This is a genomic window from Streptomyces sp. NPDC051567 (genome assembly GCF_044454165.1).
Taxonomy (GTDB): domain Bacteria; phylum Actinomycetota; class Actinomycetes; order Streptomycetales; family Streptomycetaceae; genus Streptomyces.
On record NZ_JBITDK010000008.1, the window covers coordinates 138,337 to 154,538 of the forward strand.

General features: G+C 72.1%; 11 protein-coding genes and 2 pseudogenes. 7 read left to right on the forward strand and 6 right to left on the reverse strand.

Features of this window, described 5'->3' with window-relative positions:
- Positions 1-91: 91 nt before the first annotated feature.
- Together ACIA5F_RS12240 and ACIA5F_RS12245 are read right to left on the reverse strand one after the other, a co-directional pair.
- The gene (locus ACIA5F_RS12240; RefSeq protein ID WP_399351961.1) at positions 92-2,137 is read right to left on the reverse strand and encodes an FUSC family protein; all 2,046 of its coding nucleotides are present in this window, start codon (positions 2,135-2,137) and stop codon (positions 92-94) included.
- Between the two features lie 174 nt (positions 2,138-2,311).
- Complete coding sequence (locus ACIA5F_RS12245) at positions 2,312-3,529, reverse strand: DUF2786 domain-containing protein (protein ID WP_399351959.1); 1,218 nt, start codon at positions 3,527-3,529, stop codon at positions 2,312-2,314.
- A gap of 389 nt (positions 3,530-3,918) precedes the next feature.
- Here ACIA5F_RS12245 and ACIA5F_RS12250 point away from each other — a divergent pair, with 389 nt between their 5' ends.
- On the forward strand, positions 3,919-5,538 hold the full coding sequence (locus tag ACIA5F_RS12250) for a bifunctional 3'-5' exonuclease/DNA polymerase (RefSeq protein WP_399351984.1): 1,620 nt from the start codon (positions 3,919-3,921) through the stop codon (positions 5,536-5,538).
- 78 nt (positions 5,539-5,616) lie between these two features.
- Here the strand turns inward: ACIA5F_RS12250 and ACIA5F_RS12255 are convergent, their stop codons facing one another.
- From ACIA5F_RS12255 to ACIA5F_RS12270, 4 genes are all read right to left on the reverse strand, one after another.
- Positions 5,617-6,891 carry a hypothetical protein gene (locus tag ACIA5F_RS12255; RefSeq protein WP_399351957.1) on the reverse strand — a complete coding sequence of 425 codons (1,275 nt, stop codon included), beginning with the start codon at positions 6,889-6,891 and terminating at the stop codon, positions 5,617-5,619.
- A gap of 206 nt (positions 6,892-7,097) precedes the next feature.
- Positions 7,098-7,547, reverse strand: a complete 450-nt coding sequence (locus ACIA5F_RS12260; protein ID WP_399351955.1) for a SigE family RNA polymerase sigma factor — start codon at positions 7,545-7,547, stop codon at positions 7,098-7,100.
- Between the two features lie 149 nt (positions 7,548-7,696).
- Entirely contained in the window at positions 7,697-8,980 is a 1,284-nt protein-coding gene (locus tag ACIA5F_RS12265) for a serine hydrolase domain-containing protein (protein ID WP_399351953.1), read from the reverse strand.
- Between the two features lie 44 nt (positions 8,981-9,024).
- Positions 9,025-9,168, reverse strand: coding sequence for a hypothetical protein (locus ACIA5F_RS12270; protein WP_399351951.1), 144 nt, complete (start codon positions 9,166-9,168; stop codon positions 9,025-9,027).
- 584 nt (positions 9,169-9,752) lie between these two features.
- On the opposite strand from ACIA5F_RS12270, the pseudogene xerC reads away from it, so the two are divergent.
- The 6 genes and pseudogenes from xerC to ACIA5F_RS12300 all read left to right on the forward strand — a co-directional run.
- A pseudogene (gene xerC / locus ACIA5F_RS12275) lies at positions 9,753-11,032 on the forward strand (tyrosine recombinase XerC); the annotation flags it as partial.
- Positions 11,033-11,096: 64 nt separating this feature from the next.
- Complete coding sequence (locus ACIA5F_RS12280; protein ID WP_399351949.1) at positions 11,097-12,221, forward strand: tyrosine-type recombinase/integrase; 1,125 nt, start codon at positions 11,097-11,099, stop codon at positions 12,219-12,221.
- Positions 12,221-12,565: a helix-turn-helix domain-containing protein gene (locus ACIA5F_RS12285; RefSeq protein WP_399351947.1), complete on the forward strand. Its 345-nt coding sequence runs from the start codon at positions 12,221-12,223 to the stop codon at positions 12,563-12,565. Before ACIA5F_RS12280 ends, ACIA5F_RS12285 begins: the two co-directional genes overlap by 1 nt.
- Before the next feature lie 1,364 nt (positions 12,566-13,929).
- Complete coding sequence (locus tag ACIA5F_RS12290) at positions 13,930-14,973, forward strand: hypothetical protein (protein WP_399351945.1); 1,044 nt, start codon at positions 13,930-13,932, stop codon at positions 14,971-14,973.
- 41 nt (positions 14,974-15,014) lie between these two features.
- Positions 15,015-15,128 (forward strand): annotated as a pseudogene (locus ACIA5F_RS12295) (integrase); the annotation flags it as partial.
- A 229-nt stretch (positions 15,129-15,357) separates the two neighbouring features.
- The gene (locus tag ACIA5F_RS12300) at positions 15,358-16,200 is read left to right on the forward strand and encodes a vWA domain-containing protein (protein ID WP_399351943.1); all 843 of its coding nucleotides are present in this window, start codon (positions 15,358-15,360) and stop codon (positions 16,198-16,200) included.
- Positions 16,201-16,202 lie beyond the last annotated feature (2 nt).

A 16,202-nucleotide genomic window follows, 5' to 3' on the forward strand; every position in this document is an offset into this window, starting at 1 on the left:
TGCAGATGTCAACTGCACCGGATCATAGCTGTGTTCACAGGGGGCTGCACGGGCAGATGCACGTGCACGCGCGGTGCTCCCTTGATCACTCTCAGGGGCGGAGGGCTGCGGAAACCTCCTCCAGGGAGTCGAGGAGCTGCTCCGCCGCCCCCCTCAGCACACCCGTCTCCGGAGCCTCCCACGTCGCCAGCAGGGACCGGACCCCGCCCCACTCCGGGACCCGGCGTTCGCGCACCGCCTTCGCCGCCGCCTCGGTGGCCGTACGCAGGGCCTCCGCGAGCTGTGCCGCGCCCGGGACCGGCTCGTGGGCGCGGTCCGGGAGGTGGGCTTCGAGGAGCATGGCGCCCCGGCCCAGCGCCGCCAGGGCCTCGCCCGCCCCGTCTGCCGCCGCGCGGGACAGACCCCGGTGGCGCACCGGCTCCCCGGCGGCCCGCTCCAGCGCGTCCTGCCAGGCGATCCGGGCGGCGCGGGCGGCGAGCAGGGCCTCGCGGACATCGGCGCGACGGGCCCCGGCCGGGTCGGCGTACTGGCCGAGCACGGCCGCCGCGTACCGTCCGTCGGCCGCGACCCAGTCGGCCAGCCGGGTCCGCAGCCGGGGGGTCTCCCAGGCCGGGTAGAGGGCGTACCCGAGCATGGCGAGGACCCCGCCGACCAGGGTGAGGGCGACCCGGTCGGGCACGGTCTGGTCCAGGTCGGCGCCGCCCATGCCGAGCAGGAAGACGACGTAGGCGGAGACGAAGACCTGGGTGACGGCGTAGCCGGTGCGCATCAGGACGTACATCAGGCCGGCGCTGACCACGGCGAGGAGCCCCGACAGGTAGGTGCCGGGGTGGGCGAGCTGCACGACGGCGGAGGCGGCGGCGACCCCGACCAGGGTGCCGCCGAAGCGGGCGACGGCCCGGGAGTAGGTCTGGCTGAAGTCCGGCCGCATCACCATGACGGAGGTCATCGGGGCCCAGTAGGCGTGCCCGAGCGGCAGCGCGTGGCCGATCAGGTAGCCCGCGCAGGCCACGGCGGTGACCCGCACGGCGTGCCGCAGGACGGGCGAGCCCGGGCGCAGCTCGGCCCGGACCGCCCGCAGGACCTCCGGCACCATGGCGAGCAGCGTGGGCCGCAGCATCGACGACCCGGGATCGGCGGTCCGGCCCGACCGCGGCGCGGCCGTCTCCAGGACGTCGTCCAGCAGGGCGGCGAGCCGGCGCGCGGCCCGCAGCGGCGCGCCCTGGAGGAGCTCCGCCGTGTCGGGGGCGTTCAGCACGGCGAGGGCGGGCGCGGGGAGGCGTACGGGTTCCCCGTGCCGGATCGCCCGCGCGGCGGCGTCCAGGACCGACCCGGAGGCGGCGAGCAGTTCCCGTACGCGGTCCCGGGCCGGGCCCTCGGCGGGGGCGCCCACGGCCGGGTCGGCGAGCGAGGCCAGCACCGGCCGGACGCGTTCCGCCAGCCCGCGCGCCCCTTGCAGCTCGGCGGGGCGCCGCCGGGCCTGGCCCCGGGTGACGGTCGCGGCGGCGCGGGCCCGCATCAGGGGCTCCGGGTCGAAGGGGGCGACGGGGTCGTGGCGCAGACGGCGGGCGTAGTCGGCCTCGGCGGCGAGCGCGTCGGCGAGGGCGTCGCGCTGGGCGCCCCAGCGGCGGACGGGGAAGAGGACGATCAGCAGCGCCTGCACCACCCCGCCCGCGGCGATCATCGCGGCGTGCACGGCGGCCTGCGGCACGGAGGTGGGCAGGGTGACGGTGACCAGCATGATCGCGACGTTGCCGGAGGCGATCATCCCGGCGGTGGGCCCGGCCGCCCACATCAGCCCCGACGCGAAGGTCCAGACGGCGAGGAGGGCCAGGAAGAGCACGGTCAGCGAGGAGCCGACGAGGTAGCCGACGAAGGTGGAGAAGGAGAGGGTCAGCCCGGCGGCGAGGGCCAGGACGGGGCGCGGGCGCCAGCTCTTCTGGAAGGTGGCGACGGCGGCCATGAAGGCCCCGAACGCGGAACTGGCGGCGGCGGCCGGACCGAGGAGGAGGAGCCCGAAGGCGATGACGAGGGCGAGCCCGAAGGCGGACCGCAGCGCGACGAGCGGCTCCAGGCGGGCCCGCTCGACCGTCATGCCCGACCGGGTGGTGTCCCTCAGCGCCCGGAGCCAGCCCATGCCGCCGAGAGTAGCTGTTTTCGGCACTTCTGCTGATTTGTACGGCACTCCCGCGCGGCCGTTCCCCGGGCCGGGCCGGGGCCGGACTCGGGCCGGGCAGCCGGCCGGGGGCGGCCCGCTCCGACCCCGGGCGGGTGGTCCCCGTACCCGCCGCCCGCCCGCGCGCGCCGGGGGCTAGCGCGGCAGCGGGTGGCGGGCGGCGCCCATGTGGGCGCGGTCGGCGGCGGCCGTGCCGTCCTCCCAGCCCGCGTGGTCGGTGGCGCCGCGCAGCCGGGTGGTGGTGGTCCGGGGGAACATCTCGTCCGCCCGGGAGGTGACCGCGACGTCGCGGGCGACCAGGGCGGGCAGGTTGTCCGGGGCCTCGGCGGCCGTGTGCGCGGCGGTCTCGGTGAGCCGCTGGCCGAGACGGCTGGCGTAGGCGAGCAGGAAGGACTGCCGGAACGCCTTCGTCCGCTTGCGTCCGCCGGAGCGCTGCGCCGCCTCCGCGCGGGTCATCGCCGCCGTGCCCTGCACGAGCAGCGAGGTGTGGAGCAGCTCCACCGCCTCCAGGTCGCTCTCGAAGCCGACCACGGTGGAGAACCCGAAGCCGCTGTTCCACACCGCCCGGCAGCGGTTGGCGGTGGCGACCGCGTCGAGCAGGACCGCCTTGGCCTCCTCGTACGGCGGCTCGACGCCGATCCGGCAGGCCCCGGGCACCTGGGCCGGGCGGCCACCGCGCGCCGCGAGCAGCGCCTCGTCCACGGTGTGCCGGGCCATCAGCTCCTGGGCCTTGGCGCTGAGCGCCTCCGCCTCCTCCGGGAAGGTGGTGGCCTCCGCCTTCGCGAGCAGGGCCCGTATCCGGCCCAGCATGCGCGGCTCGATGTGGGCCCCCACCGACAGGCCCGACAGGCCCGACAGGTCGGCCGGGTCGCCGGGGAGCGGGCCCACCGGCTCGATCGACGGCAGCCGGACCAGCAGCCGGAACACCTCCAGGACGGCGGTGGCGAGGGTGAACCGGTCCGTCCGCTCCCGCCCGGCGAGCCGGTCGGCGTAGGCCGTGTCCTCACCCCACCAGGCCCCGGTGCCGTGGCCGGGACCGGGCACGGTCACCGTCCACCGCGCGGGGAGCCGGGGGTAGCGGCGCGCCTCGGCGGCCATGACGTCCCCGGCGATCCGCAGGTGCCGCTCGTCGAGGTCCCGGCGGACCAGCCGCAGCACGTCGGCCGGCCGCCAGCCCCGCTCCCACGCCTGCCGTACGTACGCCTCCCCGCGCGCCAGCAGCTCCCGCCCGACCCCGGCCCACCGGTCCGGCTCGGCCGCGAGGAGGGAGGCCCCGGTGTCCAGGCCGGTGTCGTCCTGGGCGTAGAGGGCGGCGGCGAAGGCACGGTCGACGGTCTCGGCAGGCTCGTTCACACCGTCCAGCTTGGCATGTCCGCCCGGGTGGCCCGGTCGCCACGGCTCCCGAGGGGCGGCCCGCCGACCGGCTCCGGGCGGCGCGCTCCCGGCCCTCGTTCCCGGTCCTCGTTCCCCGGTCCTGTCAGACCCCGGCCCTGTCAGACCCCGGTGGGAGACTCGTACTCGTGAGCGACCACGCGGAGCGGTGGGCCCTGGCCGAGGACGGGGACGGCTGGTGGCACGCCGCGCCCGTACCCGCCGTACCCGCGCCCGTGCCCCCCGCACCCGTGTCCGTACCCGCCGCGCCCGGGTACGCGTACGCCGCTTCCGCGCACCCCACGGGCGGCGCGGCGGCCGGTTCCGGGGCCGGCGGTGACGCCCTCGCGGCGGCCGGGGCCAGGGGGCGGATCGTCGTCCGCGACCCCGCCGAGGCCGTACGGGCCGCCCCGGCCGGGACGCGGTGGGTGTGGCGCTCCACCGCCGCCGTGTACCCCCGGCTGCTCGGGGCGGGCGTCCGCGTCGAGCGGTGCCACGACGTCGAGGGCGCCGAGCTGCTGCTGCTCGGGCACGAGGGCCGCTCCGGGGAGCCCCGCTCGGCCGCCGCCGCGTGGGCCCGGCTCACCGGGGGCCCCGTACCGGCCGATCCGCCGCAGCGGGCCGCCGCGCCCGGGACCCAGTCCTCCCTCTTCGACCCGCAGCCCGCGCCGCTCCCCCTGGAGGCGCTCCTCGCGGTCCACGCCGACCAGGCGCGACGGCTCGCCGCCACCGCCCACCCCGACCGGATGCGCCTGCTCACCGCCTCCGAGTCCGCCGCCTTCCTCGTCGCCGCCGAGATGAACCGGGCCGGGCTGCCCTGGCGGGCCGACGTCCACCGCGCGCTCCTCACCGAGCTGCTCGGCGAGCGGTACGGCGGCGGCGGGGAGCCCCGGCGCCTGGCCGAGCTGGCCGACCAGGTCTCGGCCGCGTTCGGGCGGCGGGTCCGGCCCGACCTGCCCGCCGATGTCGTCCGCGCCTTCGCCGAGGCCGGGATCAAGCTCCGGTCCACCCGCCGCTGGGAGATCCAGGAGCTCGACCACCCCGCCGTGGAACCGCTCATCGCCCACAAGAAGCTGTACCGGATCTACACCGCCCACGGCTGGGGCTGGCTCGCGAACTGGGTCCACGAGGGCCGCTTCCGCCCGGAGTTCCTCCCCGGCTCCACCCTCACCGGCCGCTGGGTCACCCATGGCGGCGGGGCCCTACAGATCCCGAAGGTGATCCGCCGGGCCGTCGTCGCCGACCCCGGCTGGCGCCTCGTCGTCGCCGACGCCGACCAGCTGGAACCCCGGGTCCTGGCCGCGATCTCCCGCGACCCGGCCTTCATGGAGGTGGCGGGGCGGCCGGAGGACCTCTACACCGCCGTCTCCCGCCAGGGCTTCTCCGGCGACCGGGACATGGCCAAGCTGGCCGTCCTCGGCGCCGTGTACGGCCAGACCTCCGGGGACGGCCTGAAGAACCTGGCCGCGCTGCGCCGCCGCTTCCCCCGGGCCGTGGCGTACGTGGACGACGCGGCGCGCGCCGGGGAGGAGGGCCGGCTCGTACGGACCTGGCTGGGCCGGACCTGCCCGCCGCCGGCGGGCTCCGGGGAGAGCGGCGAGGCCGGGCTCCCCCAGGAGCCGGAGGAGGAACCGGAGCCGGGCGGAGGCGGTGGCGGGGGCCCGGGGCCGGGGTCGGGCCCCGGCCCGGGCGGCGGGAGCGCGCGGGCCCGTGGCCGGTTCACCCGCAACTTCGTCGTGCAGGGCAGCGCCGCCGACTGGGCCCTGCTCCTGCTCGCCGCGCTCCGGCGGGCCACCGCCGGAATGCGGGCCGAGCTGGTCTTCTTCCAGCACGACGAGGTGATCGTGCACTGCCCCGCCGAGGAGGCCGGGGCGGTCGCCGAGGCCATCCGGGCCGCCGCCGACCTGGCCGGCCGGATCACCTTCGGCGAGACCCCGGTCCGGTTCCCCTTCACCACGGCGGTGGTCGAGTGCTACGCGGACGCGAAATGACCCGCCGGGGGCGGGGGGCGGGGCCGGTTCCGGGGCCAGGGCTAGTGCCGGGGCCAGGGGTGGAACCGGGGTCAGGGGCTAGTCGGCGGTGGTCCACTGCGGGCTGAGCGCGATCTCCCGCAGTTGCGCCATGGTCAGCGCCGGGGCCGGGCGGGTCGCCGCGCCGGACTGCTTCGGCGTGTTGAACGCCGAGACCACGACGCGCAGCCCGTCCGGCCGCAGCGTGTCCACGGACCACCGGACGACCCCCTTGCCACCCTTCTCGCCGGGCTGCTGCTCCTCCTTGACCTGGGTGCCGTCCGGCTCCGTGGCGGCCCCGGTGAAGCGCTCGCCCACCAGGTCCGCGCCGCCCGGCTGGACGTTGACCTGTACCAGGGACCGGCCCTTGCCGTCGTCCAGGACCGCGTACCCGTACTCGCCCTCGCCGCCCTGGGAGACGGACGGAATCCCGGACGCGCGGAGCAGGACCTCCAGCGTCTCCTCGGCCGGCTTCCCGGCCGGCGGAGCGGGTGCGGTGGTCGGGGTGTCCGGCTTGGCGGGCGGCAGATCGTTCAGGGCCGCGTGCCATCTCTCCGAGCGGACGAGCTCCTTCGACCGGACGAGGTCCAGCGGCGGGTCGGTCCGCGAGACCGGGGCCCCCTTCTCGGCCGACGCGTTGTGCTCCTGGAAGGTCACGAGGAAGCCCTGCGGCGTGGCCAGCGTGGCCCACCAGCGCTTGGTGGGCTCCCGGCGGTCGGGGTACTCGTACCCCTGGAGGAACAGCAGCCGGGAGCCGTCCGGAAGGACCTCCTCCGTGCAGTGGTCGATTTCCACCAGGTTCTTGTCGGGGCAGGTGGTCTCCTGGTGGAAGGCCCTGCCCTTCGGATCGATCCGGCGGAGGCCGACGCTGACGGCGGCTCCGCCCTTGCCTTCGTCGAAGACCCCGGCGACGTACGCGCCCAGCGGGTCGCCGGTACCGCGCGCCTGCGTGTCCGTCAGCGTGCCGTCCGGCAGCAGTTCCGTCAGGGTGGTGACCATCTGGTCGGCGCCGACGGCCCCGGAACCGGTCCGCGCCGTCCTCGCCTCGCGCGGCGACAACGGCGGCGGCGGTTCCTGTACGGCCGACGGCGGACCGGACCGGGCCGCCATGTCGGCCGGACGGGACGCTTCGCCGCCCGTGAGCCGGCCGGTGTACACACCGGCCGTCCCGATCACGGCCAGGACCAGCACCGACCCACCGGCCACGGCGGCCCGGCGCCGCGCCACCATCCGCCGCCCGCGCCGCTCACCGCCCTCCACGAGCGCGGTCGGGTCGGGGGTGAAATCGTCCCCGGCGCGCCGTAGGGCTTCGCCGAGTTTCTCTTCGAAGGGCATGCGGAATCAAACCTTCCGTTCACAGGTGGATCGGGGGCAGGGCAGAGAAATAGAGGAGGCACCGGAGAGAAAGTGCCGGGAAAGTAAACACCAGGGACCTGCACCGCCCCCCGCACCCGTACACGGCCCGGAACACGGTGGGCTCAGAGCGCGGCGAACTCGGCGAGGCTCCCGCCCAGTTGTTGCCGTAACCGGGCCAGCGCCCGCTAGTGCTGTGACCGGACCGCCGCCGAGCTGGCGTTCATCGCGGCAGCGGTCTCCTCGACACTACGGTCCTCCCCGTACCGCAGCACCAGTACCGCCCGGTCCTTGGGCGGCAGCCGCCCCAGGGCCTCCAGCAGGTCAGCCGCAGCACCGGATCGCCGTCGGCCGCCACCGCGCCCGCTTCGGGGAGCTCCCCGAAGCGGGCGCTCACCGGTCGACCGGCGGCGCTGGTGGGTGAGGAAGGCCCGGACCAGCACCGTCTGCGCGTACGCGGCCGGATTGTCGATACGGGCGATCCGGCCCCAGATCAGGTACATCCGCCCCAGGGTCTCCTGGACCAGATCCTCCGCGAGGTGCGTGTCCCCGCTCGCGAGCAGACACGCCGACCGGTACAGCTGCCCCGACCGGGCCGCCGCGAACTCACGGAACCCGTCCCTGCGACCCTGCCGCATGTCCTCCCCCTCGTGTCCGCCCCACCCCACTGACGCGACGGGAGAGCAACGGTGTTTCATCCCCCCGCCCCTTCCGGAACCACCGGAACCAACCGGAAACAGCTGGAACCACCGGAACCACACCGCCACAGCCGGTACTCAGCCGGCACTCAGCCGGCGGTGGCTGCCTGGCTGGGCAGGTCGAAGACGTGCTGCGGGGTCACGACCTGGGTGACCGCCTTGCCGAACAGGGTGCTCGGCTCGGCTCCCTCGTAGGAGACATCGGTGTTGAGCAGCACCACCAGGGTGGCCTGCGGGCCCGGCAGGTACACGGTCAGCGACTGGTAGCCGGGCAGCGAGCCGTTGTGCCCGATCCACCCCTGGACGTCGAAGATGCCCAGGCCGTACCCGGTCCCCGGGAGCCCGCTCGGGCTGGTCCGCAGCCGCTCGGCCTGGGTGGCGGGGGACAGCAGCGTCCCGGTGGCCACGGTCCGCGGGTCGCCGACCTCGGAGATCATGGCCCCGGCCGCCCAGGCCCAGGAGGGATTCCAGTCCGTGGCGTCCTCCGTCAGCCCGGAAGCCGTCTGACGGGTGTAGCCGTGGGCGTGCGGACCGGGGAACTCCGCCCCCGTGGGAAAGACGGTGTGCCCCATCCCGGCCGGCCGCACGACCTCGCGGTCGATGTAGTCGGCGAGGGCGACCCCGCTGACCTTCTCCACCACCAGCCCGAGCAGGATCGCGTTGGTGTTGCTGTACTGGAACTTCGCGCCCGGCGGGAACTCCACCGGGTGGCGGAAGGAGTACGAGAGCAGCTCCTGCGGGGTGAACGGCCGCTGGGGGTCGCTCACCAGAGCGGTGAAGAAGCCCCTGTCGTCGGAGTAGTTGAACAGGCCGCTCCGCATCCCGGCCAGCTGGCGCAGGGTGATCCGGTCGCCGTTCGGGACCCCGGACACATACCTCCCGATCGGGTCGTCCAGCCCGACCCGGCCCTCGTCCACCAGCTTGAGCAGCGCGGTCACCGTGAACGTCTTCGTCTCGCTGCCCATCCGCATGTTCATGTCGGGCTGGACGGGCTCGTCCGTCACCTTGTCCGCCTCCCCGAAGGCCCGGACGTACTCCCCCTTGCCCGGCGCCGACAGCGACACGATCACCCCGGGCACCCGCGCCTCGGCCATGACCTTCTGGACGACCCCGTCCAACTGCCGCGCCAGAGCCGGGGTGAGCTGCGGAAACTCCCCGGAGGCGGGGAGGGGCACGGGTACGGGAGGGGGAAGCGTGAAGACGGGTACGGAAACGGATGCGGGGGCGAGAACGCGGACGGGGGTGGAAACGAGGGCAGGGATGGAAACGGGGGCGGAAACAGCGGCCACCGCCCCGTTCCCCATACTCACCGGCACCACCACCAGCCCCACCGCGGCCATCCCCGCCGCCACCGTGCGCCACCGTGCCGTCATGTCCGGCCTCCTGCCACCCGACGCCCCGGCCCCACTCCCCCAACCTAGCCCGCCCCCCTACCCCCGGCGAGCGGGTCACCGTCCACGACGAGGAGGCCGGCACGGCGGCCCACCCCGACCTGGCCGGTGTAGTGGGAGATGCCCAGGGCCTCCACCGCGCCCGCCGTCACCAGGTCGGTCACGCCCAAGGCCGCATGAAACACCGCCGAGGGGAGCCGCAGGCCGGCCTGCGGTGGCCGAGCCGAGTTCGAGGCCACAGAGCTCACACCGGTTCCCGGCGAACAGATGGGCACGCAATGGGCACGCGGGGACACACGGCGATCGTCGAGCGCCGCCCCGACCGGACCCCGAAAATAGCAAAACCCCCAGGTCACGGCGAGTGAGTCCTGGGGGTTCTACAGAGCCGCCTTCGGGATTCGAACCCGAGTCCCCAGGTCAGCGAGGTGCGGCCTGGGCCCTGAGTGCCGCCCAATCCACCCCGTGCCACCCCGTCCGCTCACGCATGAGCCCACCCTGGTGGTCATAGCCAAGGGATGACGTCAACGCGGGGGGGGCAGAACGCCCAACGAGCGAGCCGGCTCCCTTGGGCGTTACCCGCCCACACTGATCATTCAGGGTGAGCGAACGCCTGGAGGGCCTCCCGAGAACCGAGAGCATCCTGGATCATCTTCTCCATGGCGAAGATGTATCGCCAGACACCGAACGCTCCGAAGTCCCGGACGAAACGCGCCCAATCCTCGGCAGCTCGCTTCTTGTCCAGTACCTCCGGGTCGAGGGCATACCGCTGGTCGTCGAGATGCTGGCCGAGGTCAGCGGCGAGAAGCTGACCCTGCCCGACGTCGAGGAGACCCGGCGGCGACTCAAGGCCGGCAGGACCTGGTCGGCAGCCTGACCGTCGCCGAGTGGCTGGACCGGTGGCTGGCGGGCAAGCGGATCCGGAAGTCTGGTATCAGCCGGTACGCGACCGACGTCCGCGTACACCTCAAGCCGTACATCGGGCACCGGCGCCTCGACCGGCTGCGGGTCAGCCACCTGAGCGAGATGTTCACGGCCATCGCGGACGTCAACGCCGAGGTCCTGGGGCAGAACGCCCAGCGACGTTCTGCTGTAGAAGAGTTGACGACGATCCCGTAGAAGGGGGTGGGGAGCCGTGCTCGCCGGAAGGCGCTGAAGGCGTCGCCCGACGCGATGCCGGGCTTCCGTCGGGCGACGGGTCCGGCCACGCGCCAGCACGTGAAGGCCACGCTCCGCGCGGCCCTGAACGACGCGATCGGGCAGCAGATCATCACGTTCAACCCGGCTGCCCACGTCGAGATCGACCCGGTGCGCAAGCCGAAGGCGCTCGTGTGGACGGACGAGCGGGTCGTCAAGTGGGAGCAGACCGGCGAGAAGCCCTCCCCGGTGATGGTCCGGACGCCGGAACAGACAGGCGCCTCCCTCGACCTTGTCGCCGACGACCGGCTGTACGCGATGTGGCACCTGATCGCGTTCCGCGGCCTGCGGCGCGGGGAGGCGTGCGGGCAGCCCTGGTCGGAGACCAACCTCGACCGGCACTTCCTCACCGTGACCGGTCAGCTCGTCCAGAACGGCTGGGAGGTCGAGGCGTCCGAGCCGAAGACGGACAGCGGCTTCCGCGTCGTCGCGCTCGACGACGACACCGTCGGCGTCCTGGAGCGGCACCCCATGCAGCAAGAAGCCGACCGCGCCCAGTGGGGCTCGGCCTGGGTGAACACCGGGCTCGTCTTCACACAGGAGGACGGATCCTGGCTACACCCCGGGAAGGTGACCGATCTCTTCGAGCGGCTGGTGGCCGCCTCGTGGCTCCCGCCTATCCGGCTGCACGATCTCCGACACGGGGCGGCCACGCTCATACTGGCCGCAGACACCGACATCAAGATCGTGCCGAACAGGCTCGGGCACAGCGACACCCGGATCACGCACGACATCTACCAGAACCCTCGGGTATTGCATCTGATGGGCGAGAAATCGCAGGTCACCAGGTCAGGGCGATGCCCTATGGAGACTCTACCTACCTACCGCCTGGCCGTCTGACCTGGGGGTTTGGCAATCAGATCCCGTCTGATGCAGGATTTGCCCTCTGAAAGGGAGGGCTGGAGTGGCTCTACAGCGACGTGCCGACCTGGCTGGGGCAGCTCATCTGGAGCTGGTCTCCGGGGTGGTCCAGTTGCGTCCGCAGGACGCGATGGTCGAGGCGATGCTGCGTGGCTGGCGAGCTCAGCAGGCCGCTCGCGGGCTCCGCGAGGACACGGTCGCTCCCCGGGAACGGCTCGTGCGCCGATTCATGGCTTACACCAACGAATACCCCTGGGCCTGGACGCCAGGGCATGTGGACGAGTGGTCGCTCTGGCTGACCAGCGAGAAGCACCTCGCGCCGTCCACGATCCGCGGCTACCAGGGCGGTCTGCGCCTGTTCAGTGAATTCCTGATCGATGGCCGGTACGGCTGGGCGGTGGCCTGCGAGGACGCCTTCGGAACTCATCCGGTGGCCATCTGCCATGAGTGGAACACCATCGCTCACCTCAACGACTATGAGGGCAGCCCGGAGGCGAGACCGTTCACCCGTGAGGAGATCCAGCGTTTCCTCGACTACGCCGACGACCAGGTCGACCGGGCGATACGGTCCAAACGCAAGGGTGCTCTCGCCGCCTACCGAGACGCCACCCTCTTCAAGGTGATCTACGGGTGGGGGCTTCGCCGCACAGAGGCGGCCAAGCTCGACCTGGTGGACTTCGGACGCAACGCGTCGGCTCCGCAGTTTGGCCGGTACGGCACGCTGAATGTCCGCTACGGCAAGGCGAAGAAGGGCCAGCCGCCCCGACGGCGGAACGTACTGTCGGTGATGGACTGGGCAGTGGAGGCCGTCGCCGACTACGTGGAGAACGTCAGGCCGCGGTTCGGCTGCGAGGACAACCCCGCGTTGTGGGTGACCGAGCGGGGCGGCCGGATCAAGCCGGCGGAGATCAACGCCAGGTTCGTCACCTACCGGGACGCGCTGAAGCTCCCGAAGGCGCTGGTCGTCCACTCCGCTCGCCACGCCTACGTCACCCACCTGACGGAGGACGGAGTCGACCGGCGGTTTCTGCAACAGCAAGTCGGCCACGAGAACGACAGCTCCACGGCCATCTACACGCACGTCAGCAACGACTTCATGAACACCATGCTCCACAGGGCTCTCGCACCCGCACTTGCCGCGACTTCCTCCGCAGACAAGGACCGCTGATGGCTGCCAAGCTCGACTACCACTGGCATCTGCGCAAGATCATGGCCGACCGGGGCCTGTTCTCCACCACGGACCTCATCCCGTTGCTGAATGAGCGCGGTATCAACTTGTCCTCCAGCCAGGTCTACCGGCTCGTCGTCGAGCGCCCGGAACGGTTGAGCCTGAAGATCCTCATGGCTCTGCTTGACATCCTCGACTGCACCATGGACGACCTCATCGAGCCCATGGCCGCGGCCGGTGCCGGAACAAACACGTCCCGGACGAAGAAGGCCGTCGGCGCCGAGGCCGGTGTCGGTGATCTGCGGCCCAAGCGGGCCCGCATCCGCGGTGTCGAACGGTCGTGACCGTGAACGCGCCAGAGCACCCCGACCGTGCCGTCTCTGATCCGGTCGGGCTGATCGTGGAACTGGTCGCGGCCGTCGAAAGTCAGTTGGAGCCTGACCGGATCCGCACCATAGTCACCAGCGTCGCGGGCGGGCGCGCGAAGTCGCGTCGCCTCGCGTCGTATCTGGCCGAGCATCCCGGCGTGATCAAGGACGGCCGCTCTCCGGCTCCCAGAGCCGCTGGCGACCTGCTCATCGCTCTTCGTGAGGCCGGGGCAACGACCGTTTCACCGCCGTGTTGTGCTGAGTGCGGCAAGCAGATGCGGACCATGCAGCGCCGTGGTCAGGACTGGTACTGCTCGGTCTGCGGGCCGCAGCCAGAGGACTGCGCCAGCTGCGGAAAGTCCCGTCGTGTCACTACACGAGACCGAACCGGGAGGCCGCGCTGTGTGAAGTGTCCCGACTCCGACGGGCGGGATCCGCTCGCGGTGATTCACAGCGTCATCGCCAAGTTGGACCCGCACGTCGGTACGAGCATGGTCGCTGACGCGGTCCGCCGCACGGCACTACGGCCTGCCAACCAGCAGAAAGTGGCCTGGTCTCTCGAAGCCGACCCCTCCCTGCTGACCGGCAACGCGCACCTCGCGCCGTTCCCCGTGATCCTGCGGCTGATCGACCTGCTCGTCGATGCCGGAGTCGCCGGGGTCGTCCGGCCTGCCTGCCCCCGCTGTCACAGAGTCGTACGTATCAGCAAGCCGCTCGACGGAGAGCGGGTCTGCCGCACCTGTATCGCCCATTCCCGTATTGAGGAGTGCGCGGGCTGCGGAGCTCGCCGCGAGCCGGCCACGCGCGACGCTGAAGGGCGGCCTGTGTGTCCGAACTGCCTGAGCACCGACCCGGCGAACCTGGAGTCCTGTCTCAACTGCGGCCGACGACGGCCCGTGGGCACCCGTACCCTGGACGGTCCGCTCTGCCCGAGCTGCCCCGCCCTTCCTGTCCTGACCTGCAGTATCTGCGCAGAAAGGAAGCCCTGCGGAACCTCCCGCGTCACCGGTCGCCCGTGGTGTCCTTCCTGCCAGCGTCACTCCGCACCGTGCTCGGCCTGCGGCTGCCTCGCAACGGTCACATCCGGCACCTCTGCCCGACCTCTCTGCGCTGACTGCACCGCCCCAGAGGTCTGGCACACCTGTTCCACCTGCACCGACCCCGACTATCCCCACCCGGGCCAGTGCGTCCGGTGCCTCATCAACCAGCGTCTCAACGAACTGCTGGGCCCTCCGTCCGACTCGATCCATCCCGGGATCGAAGCCCTGCGGCGCAACATCTCCACCGCCGAACATCCCATCACCGCGAGACGCTGGCTGAACAAGCCCACGATCGGCCCTGTGCTGTCTGACCTGGCTGCTGGCCGACGGGCGCTGACGCACCAGGCCCTCGACGAGCTGCCCGACAGTCCTCCCCTCGCCCATCTCCGTCAAGTTCTCGTTGGCGTCGGAGCCCTGCCCGAACGGGACGAGCACATGGTCCGCGCCGAACGCTTCCTCACGAGTCTTCTCGCATCCCAGCAGTGCCCCGACCAGCGGAAACTTCTGCACCGCTACACACTCTGGCACCTAGTCCGGCGCCTTCGTCGACGCAACAACGGCCGACCCGCCACCCCGCAGCAGTTCCTCGCCATCCGCCAACGCACCAACGCTGCCGTCGCCTTCCTGAACTGGCTGAGGGCACACGACCTCACGCTGGACAATTGCCGACAGGCCGACCTCGACCGCTGGCTCACCGACGACTCCGCGACCTACCGCCACACAGCCGGGCACTTCATCCGCTGGGCTCGCGCCAACAAGCTCACCACCATCCACGTCCCCGCCCTCCGCTGGAACGGCCCCACCCAGCCACTCGATGACGAGCACCGCTGGAACGTCGCACGTCAGCTCCTGCACGACGACACCCTCAAGCCCGAGGACCGCCTCGCCGGGCTGCTTCTCCTCCTCTACGCCCAAGGGCCAGCAGCGATCAGCCGTCTGACCATCGAGGACGTCAAGATCGACCCTCAGAAGGTACGGATCAGCCTCGGCAATGCGCCCGTCCACCTGCCCGAACCTGTTGCGGTACTGGCCCGCATCGTCGCCGCAAACCGCAAGGGACACGCCACCATCGGGGCCCTGACCCCGTCTCCATGGCTCTTCCCCGGCGGCCAACCAGGACGGCCGATCAGCACCACACAGCTGACCCAGCGGTTGAACCAGCTCGGTATCCGACCCAACCAGGCCCGCAGCACCGCGCTCTTCCAGCTCGCCACCGAAATCCCCGCAGCGATCCTCGCCCGCACCCTCGGCATCCACACCGACGTCGCCGTCGCCTGGCAACGACTCTCCGCAGGAGACTGGGCCAACTACGCCGCCGACGTCGCCCGCCGAGGCACCCCATGACCTAGGCATTCGGACAGTTCGAATACCCGACGTCACCATTAAGCGTGCTCCCCCACGTCGGCAAGAGCGCCGCCGAGGCCACCACCAAGCTGGTCCCCCTCCAACGCAAGTCCGAGGAGGACAAGGCCCGCAAGGCCGCCGCGAAGGCCAGGTGAGCCGAGAGACGAAGGGCAAGGGGAAGAAAGCCTTACGCAAGGGCTGACAGCCGCTTCACTCACGCACGAGGTCTCGAACCCAGGCCGTCGCAACGTCGAGCTTTTCAGCCACTCACTGAGCAGCACGGTATCCGCTACCATCGGCCTCCCTGGGGGGTCAGGTTTCCGCGCGCGTCCCATGCCGTGGCGTTCAAGTCCCCCGTCGCGCAAGAGGAGCCGGGTCGCCGAGATGCCGTACGCCGCCGAAATCAGTCGCACCAACCCCGGTTGCTTCATCTTCCTCGTGGACCAGTCCGCCTCGATGAGCGATCCCATCGGCAGCGGCGAGATGGTCCAGAAGCGTGCCCAGGTCGTGTCGGACGCCATCAACCGGCTGCTGACCGAGCTGTCGGTCAAGTGCGCAAAGGAAGAGGGCGTCCGCGACTACTTCCACGTCGCGGTGATCGGCTACGGCCACACCCAGGTCGGCTCCGCCTTCACCGGCGCACTCGCCGGGCGTGACCTCGTACCGCTGGGCGACATCGCGAACAACCCCGCCCGCCTGGAGAGCCGCACGAAGAAGGTTCCGGACGGCGCCGGCGGTCTCGTCGAGACGACCGTGCAGTTCCCGGTCTGGATGGACCCGGTCACCAACGGCGGAACTCCGATGACTCGCGCCCTCGGCTACGCCGACTCCCTGGTCGCCCGCTGGGTCGACGAGCACCCGGGAGGTTTCCCGCCCATCGTCCTCAACCTGACCGACGGCGAGTCCACTGACGGCGATCCCACGAGTGCGGCCATCGGGCTCGCCTCGCACGCCACCGCCGATGGGTCGGTACTCCTCTTCAACCTTCACGTGTCCGGGGCGAGCGGCACTCCCGTCACGTTCCCCGACAGCGAGGGCGACCTCCCGGACACCTACTCCCGATTGCTCTTCCACATGTCGAGCGTGCTGCCCGGTCACATGCGTTCCTACGCCGCTTCGCAGGGCCACCGGGTCAGCGACGCCACACGCGGTTTCGTCTACAACGCCGACATCACCTCCATCGTCGAGTTCCTCGACATCGGTACGCGCGCCACGGAACTGCGCTGAGC